This window comes from Streptomyces tagetis (assembly GCF_018069565.1).
Taxonomy (GTDB): domain Bacteria; phylum Actinomycetota; class Actinomycetes; order Streptomycetales; family Streptomycetaceae; genus Streptomyces; species Streptomyces tagetis.
In genome coordinates this window covers 200364-211505 of record NZ_JAGPNL010000007.1, presented here as the reverse complement: position 1 = coordinate 211505, position 11142 = coordinate 200364, and the positions used below count along the sequence as shown (strand labels likewise).

Below are 11142 nucleotides of genomic sequence, written 5' to 3'. Positions count from 1 at the left end.
AGGTCGGGGAGTGACCGAGAAGCGCGAATACCGCATGGAGGAGCTGGCCCGGCTGGCCGGCATATCGGTGCGCACCCTGCGCTTCTACCGCGAACGCAAGCTGCTCCCGCCGCCCCGCCGCGAGGGCCGTATCGCCTGGTACGACGACCACCACCTGGCCCGCCTGCGCACCGTCGCGGCGCTGCTGGAGCGCGGGCACACCCTGAACGGCATAGCGGAGCTGGCCGACGCCTTCGACCACGGCCGCGACGTCGGCGACCTGCTGGGGATGGGCGAGCCCACCGAGGAGACGCCGGTCCGCCTCACCCCGCAGGAGCTGGCGGAGCGCTTCGAGGGCGAGGTCACCCCGGAGAACCTGGCCGCCGCGATGGAGCTGGGGTACGTCGGCACCGACGGCGACCGGATCGTCCACATCAGCAACCGCCTGCTGGACGTCTCCTCGGCCCTGGTCCGCGAGGGCATCCCCCTCGCCGAGGTGCTCGACGCGGGCCGCCGGGTCCGCGAGCACGCCGACGCCCTGGCCGGACTCTTCGCCGACCTGGTCCTGCGCCACGCCCCCGACCCGGACCTGCACCGCCTGCGCCCCCTGGCCCGCAGCGTGGTGGAGGCGGAACTCTCCCTCGCGCTGGACCGCCGGATACGGCCGGCGGGCGGGGCGGGCGGTGGGGACGGGGCGGGCGACCGGCCGGGGACGCGCGACGACGCGTAGGGCGACGTACGACGAGAGGGAAGATCCCTACAGGTCGTGATCCCTACAGGTCGTAGACGACGGTGACGGGCGCGTGGTCGGACCAGCGCTCGGTGTGCGAGGCGGCACGCTCGACGTACGCCTTGACCGCGCGGGCGGCCAGGCCCGGCGTCGCCGCGTGGAGGTCGATGCGCCAGCCGGTGTCGTTGTCGAAGGCCCGGCCCCGGTAGGACCACCACGAGTAGGGCCCCTCGACGCCCGGGTGCAGGGCGCGCACGACGTCCACGTACCCGCCGTCGGCCGGGTCGAGGACCCGGCTCAGCCAGGCGCGCTCCTCGGGGAGGAAGCCGGAGTTCTTGGTGTTGCCGCGCCAGTTCTTGAGGTCGGCCTGCTCGTGGGCGATGTTCCAGTCACCGCAGACGACGACCTCGCGCCCGTCGGCGGCGGCCCGCTCGCGCAGTTCCTTGAGGTAGCCGAGGAAGGCGTCCATGAAGCGGATCTTCTCGTCCTGCCGCTCGGTGCCGACCTCGCCCGAGGGCAGGTAGAGGGAGGCGATCGTCACACCGGGCAGGTCCGCCTCGACGTACCGCCCGCTGCTCTCGAACTCCGCCGAGCCGAAGCCGACCCGGACCCGGTCGGGCTCGCGGCGGGTGTAGAGGGAGACGCCGGCGCGGCCCTTGTCGGCGGCGGGGACGTGCGTGACGTGCCAGCCCTCGGGGGTGCGCACGTGCTCGGGGAGCTGGTGCGGCTCGGCCCGCACCTCCTGGAGGCACAGCACGTCGGCCGGGGTGTCCGCGAGCCACTCCACGAAGCCCTTCTTGGCGGCGGCGCGCAGACCATTGACGTTGACGGAGGTCACGGTGAGCATCCCGGCACGATACCGGCACACTGGACGGGGTCCCGCTCCGGGATCGCATCGACCCACGGAAGGCAGCATGGACATCCGCCCGGTCCCCTTCGACCACCCCGACGCGCTGAAGCTCAACGACGAGGTCCAGACCGAGTACGACGTGCGCTATGGCGACGGCGGCGACGCCACCCACCTGAGCCCGTCGGACTTCACCCCGCCGAACGGGCTCTACCTCATCGCCTACGACGACAAAGGCGTCCCGGTCGCCTCCGGCGGCTGGCGCCGCCAGGACGCCAACGACGAGGGCAACCGCGACGGGGACGCGGAACTGAAGCGGATGTTCGTGATCGAGCAGATGCGCGGACGCGGCCTCGCCCGCCGCATCCTGGCCCTCCTGGAGGAGGACGCGCGCGCGGCGGGCCGCGTCCGCATGGTCCTGGAGACCGGCACGAAGCAGCCGGAGGCGGTCGCCCTGTACGCCTCCAGCGGCTACGCCCCCTGCGAGAAGTTCGGCTACTACCGCCACCACGAGGAGAGCCTCTGCTACGCCAAGCCCCTCCCCCGCCCCTGACCCGTGAGCCGGACGCGGCCCCCGTCACCCGGGGGCGTCAGGCGGGCAGCGCGGCGAGCCAGTCGGTCAGCAGGCGGTTGACCTCGTCGGGGCGCTCCTGCTGGACCCAGTGGCCGCAGCCGTCGAGGACGCGGGAGGTGACCAGGCCCGGCAGGGTGACGGGGTACGCCTCGATCGCGTCGGCCAGCCACGTCGTGGACGCGTCCTGGCCGCCGCCGACGAACAGGGACGGCTGGGTGAGGGGGGCGCCGTCGAAGGCGGCGAGGTCCTCCCAGTCACGGTCCATGTTCCGGTAGCGGTTGAGCGCCCCGGTCAGGCCGGTCCGTTCGAACTCCCCGGCGTAGACGTCGAGGTCCCGCTCGCCGAGCCAGCCGGGCAGCCGTCCGGCGGGGAACCGGTCCCGCAGCGTCCCGCCCCGGCCGACGAAGTGCGGGTCGGGAACGCCGGGCGCGGGCATGGTGTCGGCGGAGAAGGCCGCGTAGAAGCCCGCGAGCCAGCCGCGCACATCGGGTTCGATCTCGGCCTCGGCGCGGCCCGGCTCCTGGAAGTACGCGACGTAGAACTCCTCGTCCCCGCCCATCCGGGCGAAGACGTCGCCGGGGCGGGGCCCGCCGCGCGGGGTGTACGGCACGCTGAGCAGCCCCACCGCCCGGAAGACCTCCGGCCTGAGCAGGGCGGAGGTCGCGGCGATGGTCGCGCCCCAGTCGTGGCCGACGATCACCGCGGACTCCTCGCCGAGGGCGCGCACGACCGCGACGTTGTCCTCCACCAGGGCGAGCATCCGGTACGCGTCCACCTCGGCCGGCCTGGAGGAGCGGCCGTAGCCGCGGACGTCGACGGCGACCGCCCGGTACCCCGCCGCCGCGAGGGCCGGCAGTTGGCGGCGCCAGGAGTACCAGGATTCCGGGAAGCCGTGCACGAGCAGGACCAGCGGCCCCGTCCCCTGCTCCACGAGGTGGGTCCGGCCCGCCGGCGTGGACACCGACCGGTGTGTGATCTCCGTGACCTGCTGCGTCATGCGTGCCCTCCCGGACCGTCGGTCTGCCGCGCCTCGGAACGGCTCTCTTCCACCGTCCCCGCGGCTCGACACCGATCCTGCGGAAGGCGGCCCCGGAAAGACGACCCCGTTTGCCGTTCCGGCAAAACGGCGACGCGGCCGTGGTCGGCGGTGGTCAGGGAGCGGCCCGGATCACCCGGTCGCGGAACTCAGCAGCGCGCTCCGCAGGCCCCGTATCACCGCGTGCCAGGGCGCGGCGTCCGACTCCTCCCACAGCTCCAGCAGTTCGGACGGCTCGGTGACGACGCGGTCGACGGCTCGCACGGCAGGCTCACGCAGACCGGTGAGGTCGGGCAGAGGCTCCCCGGGCGCATAGGCCGAGTACGCGGGGTCTCCCCCGGGGCACTGCGCGGCGACGAGGGCGGCAGCGGCCACGGCCGCCTCGGCCTCACACGCGTCGAGGTAGCCCTCGGTGTCGATCACGGAGGTGAAGGCGGCGCGGACCAGGCCCTCCCGCTCCTCCGCCGCCGCGTCGTCGAGGCCGCCGCAGAAGTCCGCCGCGGTGTCGTTGTCGAAGGGTCCGACGTCCCAAGTGCCCATGGTCTCTCCCGTTCACGTCGCCGATCACCGCATCCTGACAGAGACCACTGACACCGCCCGTCTCCGAGCGGCGCCGGAACGATCCTTCCCCAGTGCCCTCAGGAATGGCGGTGATAAGCCTTGTTGGCGATGCGCCAGCAGCCGTCACCGGCGCGGGCCAGCAGGAAGAGGTCGGTGAACGTGTCCGCCCCGTGCGAGAGGGTCATGGTCGCGGTGGCGACGGTGCCGTGGACGTCGACGGCGTCGACGCGGCGGGAGCGGGCCGGTTCGTCCGCGGCCGGCCGGCCGGTGAAGAGAGCGCAGTACTCGTCCAGGCGCCACGAGACGAACGCGCCCTCGCGCACTCCCTCGATGTGCGCGGTGGGCAGGAACGCGTCACGGAAGTGGGCGGGGTCACCGGTGGCGTGTCCCCGGACGTACGCGTGGAGCGGTTCGAGCACGGCGTCCTCGACGCCGGGGACGGTGGCGGCGACGGCGATGTCGGCCTCCGGACCGGCGGGGGTGTCGCCCAGACCGGCCGCGCCGCGCAAGGGCGTGTTCGACGCGGCGGCCAGCAGCGCCATGTCCTTGGCCAGCGCGCCGAGGGTGAATTCGGCCGCCCCGGCGGACGGCGGGTCGGTGAGGAAGGGACGTTTACGGGCCACCAGCCCGCCCGGTTGCCCGAGTTCGAGAACGTCCAGCACCTCGGCACGCGGCAGGCCCAGCGCGTCGGCCTGCCGCAGTGAGTCGCGCACCGCGAGAACGGCCCCGGCGAGGCTGTGGTTGGCGACCAGCTTGAGCGCGGCGGCGGTGGAGGCGTCGTCGACGCGTCGCACGGTGCCGAGCGCCTCCAGCACCGGCCGGACCCGGTCGAGCGTGTCCTGCCCGGTGGCGGCGAGAATCCGCAGGGTGCCGGCGGTGGCGGCCGGCACGGAGCCGAGCACGGGCGCGTGGACATAGGACGGGCCGATTCGCCGGGCCAGTCGCGCCGCCTCGGCGGGGGCGATCGTGCTCGTGTTCAGCACGACCGTGTCCGTACGCAGCGAGCCGCGGACCGCGTCGAGGACCTGCCGGCAGGCGGCTCCGTCGAAGAGCGACAGGAGCACGAGGTCGGCCTTGGCCACGGCGGCGCCCGGATCGCCGGTCACCGTGAGGGCCGCCGAGGCGCGTCCGGAGCGAGTCCAGCCGACCACGTCCCAGCCCTGGGCGGCGAGTCGGGAGGCGAGCGCGGCGCCCATGCGCCCCAGGCCGAGGACGGCGAGGGTGTGCGGCGTGTGAGGTGGGGTCATACCCGCCACGGTGGCGCGTCCCGAGGGCTGCGACAAGCGCAAGTTTCGCAGGCCGGCCCTGCGATCCCCGCATACCACCCGCCCATACTGGAGCCATGGAACTGACCGTGTGGCGGACCTTCGTGACCGTGTGCCGCCTCGGGTCGCTGTCGGCGGCGGCCACCGAGCTGAACCACACCCAGTCGGCCGTCTCCCGGCAGATCGCCGGGCTGGAGCGGCAGATCGGCGTTCCCCTGGTGGACCGCCACGCGCGCGGCGTACGCCCGACCGCCGCCGGGGAGGCGTTCCGGCGCCATGCCCTGACCACGCTCAACGAGGCCGACCGCGCGGTACGCGCCGCACGAGACGTCCACGACGGGTCGGCCGGTCGGCCGCTGGCGGTCGGCGCCACCCCCTCGCTGGCCTCCGGGATCGTCCCCGAGGCCATCCGGGGCCTGCTGGAGCGGGCGGGGTCCATGCGGTGGAGCCTGGTCCCCGGCCTGAGCGCGCAGTTGCACCGGCGCGTGATCGCCGGTGACCTCGACATCGCCGTGGTCACCGACGCGCCGCCGGGGCTGCCCCATGACCCGCACGTCGACCGGCGGTTCGTCGGCCTGGACGAGATGGTCGTCGTCCTGCCCGTCGGCCACCCGCCGGCCGGGCGCGGCCCGGTGCGCATCGAGGCGCTGGCCGACCAGACCTGGGTCGAGGACAACGACGGCTCGGCGGCGCTCCTGCGCCGGCACGCCGCCCGCGCCGGGGTCGACGCCCGCATCGACCTCACGGCGGCCGACCTGCCCGGCAAACTGGCCCTGGTGGCGACCGGTCACGCCATCGCGCTGATCCCCGGGGTGCTGACGTGCGCGCTGCGCACCGACGTCACCACAGTGGGGCTGGTCGATCCCCCGACCCGGGGCATCTACACCATCACCTCCCGCCACGCCCCCCACCCCTGCACGGAGCCCTTCCACGCCCAGCTCACCAGAACATTCACCGTGCCCCGTCCGTCCCACACCCCCACCGAGACGATGGCGCGAGAACGGTCCTGACCCCACGGGACGGGGGAGGAAACGGCCTTGATTCTTCGCGGGGTGCTCGCGCTGCTCATCGGAGGGGGCTTGCTGGTGATCGCCCGCGACTACCGCAACGTCGCCCTGTGGGTCTGGGATTGGCCGGACGTGGTGGTCACGCGCAGGTCCCGACGGGGGACGCCCTGGAAGAGCCCGGACCACATGCGCTTCGGGTTCGGGATCGCGGGAGCCGTGTTCGTGATCCTGGGCCTGGTGGCTCTGGCAAGCTGACAGCCCGGCCACCCGACCCGCTCGGCGGCCGGTCAGTCTTGGCGCTGCACCATCTGCCCTGACACGGCGTCAAGGTGTACGGCGACGACGCCCCCAGGCTCTGTTTCTCCCTCGCCGCTCATGTTGACGACCCAGACAGGACGCCATTCCCTGTCGACTTCCTGAGCGACCAGGAATACGGGACTGCCTGCCTTGAGGCCCGTAAGCTCCTCTGCCCGACGTTCCGCCGCGGCCTGGTCGAGCTCTGGCTCAGGCAGCTTGGGATCGGCGACAAGACGGGTCGCCACTCCCACGATACGGCCGGACGACGTGACCGTGATATCCAGGCGCATGGGCATCATGATGCCGTCCACGTGACGACGGTAGCTCAGGACGTACGGAGCCTTGCCCTTCGCAACAGGCTCAAAGGTGACCTCACTGCCCTTTGTCTCATCCGGATACCATCGCGCCGCAAATTCCTCGGCAGCGGACCTGGATTGCCCGGAACTCAGAGAACCCTCGTCGTCCTCGTAGTCAACGGAAAACAGGCTCTCCATTTTACGCTGAGGCCACAAGGCCGTCAGATTCCCCTTGTCGGTGACGATCTCAACCTTTCCGGGAAATCCATGAATCGCTTCCTGTTGCCGCACTCGAACGACCTCCGCCTGCTCTCCGTACACTTCCGCCGCCGCGCTCCGGGCCCACGCGTCCTGCTCGCTCGTGGCCGCGACGAATTCCGGTCCGCCGTACACAGGAGGGATGCCGAACCAGAAAATGGCGCCGATCACGACCCCACCGACACCGAGGAACCGGCCGCCGGTCCATACGTCACGCCAGGTGAACAGCGGGCGATGGCGCCTGAGCGCCAGCCAGGCGGTGCCGCACAGCACACCGGCAACGACACCGAGGGCGTTCGCCTCCAGGTCGGAGTAGCTGCACGACCGCCCGATGGACAACAGCGCCTGAAGCATCTCGACGCCGGCGGTCAACAGCAAGCCACCCGCGAGTACGGCGGTCGGCCGGCGGAATGCGCAGACTCCGAAGAAACAGACGGGGACGAAGAGCAGTACGTTCAGTTGCCCTTGAGTCGTGGACAGAACTCCCCTGAGCGAGGGCCCGATGTAGCAGACGACCCCCATTCCGGCGTCCCCCATCCCGCCCGGCAGGAGCGTCACAGCCAGGACCCCCAGCAACGAAAGGGACCAGAGGGTGGCCGCGACCACCGGCCACTTCTTCGCCCGAGCCAACAGCACCACAGGCACGGCGATCAAAACCGCCGCAACCAGAAAAACAGGGACGAGATCCGCCACGGCCCCGATCGACGCTTCAATCATGATGTCTTTCGCTCGCCAAACGTAAAACCACACCCAAACCGGGACACCCCCTTGAGGCACCCCCGCCTCATCATGCACGCATCAACAAGCTTCCAGAGCCAGGGTCCGACTGCGGGAGTTCGCGATGAGGTGGGGCATCAGATCCACGGCCACACCCACTCGGTCCACAACCAGGCCGAGACCGAGGCCGCGAAGCCGATGGGCCGGTCTCTGGCCGCTCGCCCGCCCGACAACCCGCCAGACCTGACACGCCGCCACCCCGAACAGCCGTCGAGCGACCCCCGAAACGACGAAGATCCCGTCCGATCTTGCAATCGGACGGGATCTCGTCACTGCCCCTGAGCAAGCTCAAGAACCGTCGTATGTGGACCTGTGGGGATTTGAACCCCAGACCCCCTCGATGCGAACGAGGTGCGCTACCAGACTGCGCCACAGGCCCTTGCGACGAGTGAAACTTTAGCACCCCGGGCGGCGTGCTCAAAAATCACTTCCCCGGGGGCTACTCGTTGGCCGCGCGGGGCCGGTCGCCGTCCTCGTACTGGTCGAAGAGGGGGGTCCGGCCGCGCTCGCGGGAGCGGCGGGCGGAGGCGGCGCGGCGGGCACCGCTGCGGCCGGGGTCCTCCGGGCGGTCCTCGGCGGAGGCGGGACGGTCGGCCTCCGCGGCGAGCCCGGCGCCCGCGCCCGCGTCCCGTTGCTCCGGCGGTACGGCGCTGGAGCGGGCCGAGCTCCAGGCGTCCGGCCCGGCGAGGTCCACGTCGGGCGTGGCACGGGGGGCGACCGGCGCGGTCACGTAGGTGGGCAGGGGCACCGGGACGGGGTCCCAACTGTCGCCGCCCTGGCCGGGACGCCGCTGCCGTTCGCGCTGCTGGTCGACCCACTCGGCGTGGTCGGTCTGCTCCACCAGGGCCCGCCGGTCGGCGGCGAGGGCGGAGAGGCCGGGGTCGGATTCCGCCTCGGGCTGATCGTCCGGCTCGGCGGCGTCGGCGGAGGCCATCGGGTCGAGGGGGGTGCGGCGGCGAGCTCCGCGTTCGCGCAGCCGCTGCGCGGCGACCTCGGCCTGCCGGCGGTCCATCTGGAAGGCGAACCGGCGGCGCTCCTGGGTGCGCAGGTAGACGATGTACGCGCTGAGCAGTACCGCGGGCACGCCGGGCGCCCACAGGAAGGCGAGTCCGCCCACGGCCGCGACGACCGAGCCGGCGGTGAAGGCGAGGAAGAGCACCACAGTGGTGCGCCGACGGCGTGCGAGCACCTTCGAGCGCCGGGCGCGTGCGACCTCGGCGGCCGAGTGCGCCGAGGGCGCCGCGGGCTGCGCGCGGCGGCGGGCCGGTGCCGGGCCGGGCTCGGGACGGCCGGTCCGTACGGGGGCGGGTTCCGCCTCGGCCGGCTCGGGCCGTTCCGGGGCGGGCGCCGGGGCGCCGGGCCGGTCGCGGCGGAGGGTCCGGGACACGGCGAACTCCCGGACGTCCACCGCGCCGGCCCCGGCGTCCGGGGCGGGCGCGTCGGAAGCCGGTGCGGGGGGCTCCGCCTCGTCGGCGGAGCGCGCCCGGTCCTTGGCGTACCGGCGCTCCATGCCCGCCCGTCCGGACAGCAGCCGGATGGCGGTGCTGAAGCGTTCCGTCGGACGGGCCTCGTTCAGCTCGTCCTGCCTACGGAGCCACATCGGCACCAAGTAGGCGGCCCAGGCCCCGACGATGACTGCGTAGATGAGGCCGCTGCTGCTCACGCCTCACACGGTAGAGGGGTTTACCTGAGGCCATCCGCCAATTGAGCCGGTGTGTCGCACGATCTGGCTGATATTTCGAACTTTTTTTGTGACCGATGCGATCAGCCGACCGGCAATGCCGTGAATTTCCCACTTCGGGATGATCAGCATGGAGTCAATTTCGAACACCTATTCCATTCCGGGGCCCGGGTGTGCGGCATTCCCCGGCGAGTTCGGCAGGTGCGGGGCGTCGTCCCGGCCGCCCGCCCGCCGCCGGCGCACCAGACCGTCGGGCACCTCCTCGGCGGTGAGGGCGTACACGAGATGGTCGCGCCAGGCCCCGTCGATGTGGAGATAGCGCGGTCGCAGCCCCTCCTCGCGGAATCCGAGCTTCTCCACGACCCGGCGGCTGGGCCGGTTCTCCGGGCGGATGCAGACCTCGACCCGGTGCAGTCCGACGGTGCGGAAACAGTGGTCGACCACCAGCGCCACCGCGGTCGGCATCACCCCGCGCCCGGCGACCGCCTCGTCCACCCAGTACCCGACGTGACCGGAGCACATCGAGCCCCAGGTGATCCCGGCCACCGTGAGCTGCCCGGCCAGCCGCCCCCGGTACTCGATGACGAAGGGCAGCATCCGGCCCGCGTTCGCCTCCGAGCGCAGGTGCCGCACCATCTGCCGGTAGGTCGGCCGGTGGACGATGGGGCCGGCCGGGCCGGGCGGCGGGATGGTCGCCTCCCAGGGCCGCAGCCAGTCCCGGTTGCGCCGGTTGACCTCGCGCCAGGCCCGCTGGTCACGCAGCCGTATCGGCCGGAGGACGACGTCGCCGTCCCTCAGCTCCGCGGGCCAGGAGGGGCCGTTCAGCTCGCACCCCCGGCGCTGCCCGAGTCCGGGTGGTCACCGCCGCGCAACTGGTCCACCGCGTGTGTCAGCACGGGCTCCAGCACGGCGAGGCCGTCCTTCACCCCGCCGGTGGAACCCGGCAGGTTCACGATGAGCGTCCGGCCCGCCACCCCGGCCACTCCCCGGGAGAGCACCGCCGTCGGCACCTTCTCGCGCCCGTGGGCGCGGATGGCCTCGGCGATGCCCGGCACCTCGTGGTCGATCACCGCCCGGGTCGCCTCCGGCGTGCGGTCGGACGGGGACAGGCCGGTGCCGCCGGTGGTGACGATCACGTCGTACCCGGCGGCGGCGCCCTCGCGCAGCGCCTCGCGCACCGGCTCGCCGTCGGGGACGACCCGGGGGCCGTCGACGGTGAAGCCGAGCCCGGACAGCCGCGCGGCGACCAGCGGGCCGCCGCGGTCCTCGTAGACCCCGGCCGCCGCCCGGTCGGACGCGGTGACCACCAGGGCGCGGTAGCTCATGACCGGCTCCAGTCGCCCGAGGCCCCGCCGGTCTTCTCCTCCACCCGCACGTCCGTGATGACCGCCCCCTTGTCGACCGCCTTGACCATGTCGATCACGGTGAGCGCGGCGACGGAGACCGCGGTGAGCGCCTCCATCTCGACGCCCGTGCGGTCTGTGGTGCGCACCGTGGCGGTGATCTCCACCGCGTCGTCCGCGACCGACAGGTCCAGTGTCACACCGGAGAGGGCCAGGGGGTGGCAGAGCGGGACGAGGTCCGGGGTGCGCTTGGCGCCCATGATGCCCGCGATCCGGGCGGTGGCCAGGGCGTCGCCCTTGGGGACGCCCTCTCCGCGCAGCAGCTCGACGACGCGGGGCGCGACGAGGACGCGTCCGCTCGCGCGGGCGGTGCGCGCGGTGACGTCCTTGCCGGAGACGTCGACCATGCGCGCGGCGCCGGCGGCGTCGATGTGCGTCAGTCGGTCCTGTGGGCGCGTGTCCGGCGCCTGGGGGTCGTGCGTGCTCATGCT

14 protein-coding genes and 1 tRNA gene are annotated in these 11142 nt (G+C 72.8%); 4 read left to right on the top strand and 11 right to left on the bottom strand.

Going from position 1 to position 11142, the window contains the following annotated elements:
• The first annotated feature begins 10 nt into the window (after positions 1-10).
• Positions 11-709, top strand: a complete 699-nt coding sequence (locus tag J5Y05_RS23575; RefSeq protein ID WP_210875054.1) for a MerR family transcriptional regulator — start codon at positions 11-13, stop codon at positions 707-709.
• 43 nt (positions 710-752) lie between these two features.
• On the opposite strand, the gene J5Y05_RS23570 is transcribed toward J5Y05_RS23575, so the two are convergent.
• Entirely contained in the window at positions 753-1556 is an 804-nt protein-coding gene (locus tag J5Y05_RS23570; protein WP_210875053.1) for an exodeoxyribonuclease III, read from the bottom strand.
• Positions 1557-1623: 67 nt separating this feature from the next.
• On the opposite strand from J5Y05_RS23570, the gene J5Y05_RS23565 reads away from it, so the two are divergent.
• On the top strand, positions 1624-2109 hold the full coding sequence (locus J5Y05_RS23565) for a GNAT family N-acetyltransferase (protein WP_210875052.1): 486 nt from the start codon (positions 1624-1626) through the stop codon (positions 2107-2109).
• A gap of 37 nt (positions 2110-2146) precedes the next feature.
• Here J5Y05_RS23565 and J5Y05_RS23560 read toward each other — a convergent pair whose 3' ends face one another.
• From J5Y05_RS23560 to J5Y05_RS23550, 3 genes are all read right to left on the bottom strand, one after another.
• Positions 2147-3127 (bottom strand): alpha/beta fold hydrolase, encoded by a 981-nt coding sequence (locus tag J5Y05_RS23560; protein ID WP_210875051.1) that lies wholly within the window; start codon positions 3125-3127, stop codon positions 2147-2149.
• 171 nt (positions 3128-3298) lie between these two features.
• Positions 3299-3706: a DUF4259 domain-containing protein gene (locus J5Y05_RS23555; RefSeq protein ID WP_210875050.1), complete on the bottom strand. Its 408-nt coding sequence runs from the start codon at positions 3704-3706 to the stop codon at positions 3299-3301.
• Positions 3707-3804: 98 nt separating this feature from the next.
• Positions 3805-4974 carry a nuclear transport factor 2 family protein gene (locus J5Y05_RS23550; RefSeq protein WP_210875049.1) on the bottom strand — a complete coding sequence of 390 codons (1170 nt, stop codon included), beginning with the start codon at positions 4972-4974 and terminating at the stop codon, positions 3805-3807.
• Positions 4975-5069: 95 nt separating this feature from the next.
• On the opposite strand from J5Y05_RS23550, the gene J5Y05_RS23545 reads away from it, so the two are divergent.
• Together J5Y05_RS23545 and J5Y05_RS23540 are read left to right on the top strand one after the other, a co-directional pair.
• Positions 5070-6002: a LysR family transcriptional regulator gene (locus J5Y05_RS23545; RefSeq protein WP_247615191.1), complete on the top strand. Its 933-nt coding sequence runs from the start codon at positions 5070-5072 to the stop codon at positions 6000-6002.
• A gap of 42 nt (positions 6003-6044) precedes the next feature.
• A complete protein-coding gene (locus J5Y05_RS23540; RefSeq protein ID WP_307854058.1) occupies positions 6045-6254 on the top strand; it encodes a hypothetical protein in 210 nt (69 codons plus the stop codon).
• 32 nt (positions 6255-6286) lie between these two features.
• On the opposite strand, the gene J5Y05_RS23535 is transcribed toward J5Y05_RS23540, so the two are convergent.
• The 7 genes from J5Y05_RS23535 to moaC all read right to left on the bottom strand — a co-directional run bounded on the left by J5Y05_RS23535 (position 6287) and on the right by moaC (position 11139).
• The gene (locus J5Y05_RS23535; protein ID WP_210875048.1) at positions 6287-7567 is read right to left on the bottom strand and encodes a VanZ family protein; all 1281 of its coding nucleotides are present in this window, start codon (positions 7565-7567) and stop codon (positions 6287-6289) included.
• A gap of 365 nt (positions 7568-7932) precedes the next feature.
• Positions 7933-8006: transfer RNA gene (locus tag J5Y05_RS23530), tRNA-Ala, on the bottom strand.
• Between the two features lie 60 nt (positions 8007-8066).
• Positions 8067-9290: a divisome protein SepX/GlpR gene (sepX, locus tag J5Y05_RS23525; RefSeq protein ID WP_210875047.1), complete on the bottom strand. Its 1224-nt coding sequence runs from the start codon at positions 9288-9290 to the stop codon at positions 8067-8069.
• A 3-nt stretch (positions 9291-9293) separates the two neighbouring features.
• Positions 9294-9440 (bottom strand): hypothetical protein, encoded by a 147-nt coding sequence (locus J5Y05_RS23520; RefSeq protein ID WP_210875046.1) that lies wholly within the window; start codon positions 9438-9440, stop codon positions 9294-9296.
• An 18-nt stretch (positions 9441-9458) separates the two neighbouring features.
• The gene (locus J5Y05_RS23515; RefSeq protein ID WP_210875213.1) at positions 9459-10133 is read right to left on the bottom strand and encodes a GNAT family N-acetyltransferase; all 675 of its coding nucleotides are present in this window, start codon (positions 10131-10133) and stop codon (positions 9459-9461) included.
• Positions 10130-10633, bottom strand: coding sequence for a MogA/MoaB family molybdenum cofactor biosynthesis protein (locus J5Y05_RS23510; protein ID WP_210875045.1), 504 nt, complete (start codon positions 10631-10633; stop codon positions 10130-10132). The genes J5Y05_RS23515 and J5Y05_RS23510 overlap by 4 nt, the downstream gene beginning before the upstream one ends.
• Positions 10630-11139, bottom strand: a complete 510-nt coding sequence (gene moaC / locus J5Y05_RS23505) for a cyclic pyranopterin monophosphate synthase MoaC (protein ID WP_210875044.1) — start codon at positions 11137-11139, stop codon at positions 10630-10632. The genes J5Y05_RS23510 and moaC overlap by 4 nt, the downstream gene beginning before the upstream one ends.
• Positions 11140-11142 lie beyond the last annotated feature (3 nt).

Bases quoted from the DNA above. Each gene is read 5' to 3' on its own strand.
- J5Y05_RS23570 (WP_210875053.1), bottom strand. From the start codon at position 1,556: ATGCTCACCGTGACCTCCGTCAACGTCAATGGTCTGCGCGCCGCCGCC.
- J5Y05_RS23550 (WP_210875049.1), bottom strand. From the start codon at position 4,974: ATGACCCCACCTCACACGCCGCACACCCTCGCCGTCCTCGGCCTGGGG.
- J5Y05_RS23555 (WP_210875050.1), bottom strand. From the start codon at position 3,706: ATGGGCACTTGGGACGTCGGACCCTTCGACAACGACACCGCGGCGGAC.
- J5Y05_RS23520 (WP_210875046.1), bottom strand. From the start codon at position 9,440: ATGCTGATCATCCCGAAGTGGGAAATTCACGGCATTGCCGGTCGGCTG.
- J5Y05_RS23560 (WP_210875051.1), bottom strand. From the start codon at position 3,127: ATGACGCAGCAGGTCACGGAGATCACACACCGGTCGGTGTCCACGCCG.
- J5Y05_RS23510 (WP_210875045.1), bottom strand. From the start codon at position 10,633: ATGAGCTACCGCGCCCTGGTGGTCACCGCGTCCGACCGGGCGGCGGCC.
- moaC (WP_210875044.1), bottom strand. From the start codon at position 11,139: ATGAGCACGCACGACCCCCAGGCGCCGGACACGCGCCCACAGGACCGA.
- J5Y05_RS23535 (WP_210875048.1), bottom strand. From the start codon at position 7,567: ATGATTGAAGCGTCGATCGGGGCCGTGGCGGATCTCGTCCCTGTTTTT.
- J5Y05_RS23565 (WP_210875052.1), top strand. From the start codon at position 1,624: ATGGACATCCGCCCGGTCCCCTTCGACCACCCCGACGCGCTGAAGCTC.
- J5Y05_RS23545 (WP_247615191.1), top strand. From the start codon at position 5,070: ATGGAACTGACCGTGTGGCGGACCTTCGTGACCGTGTGCCGCCTCGGG.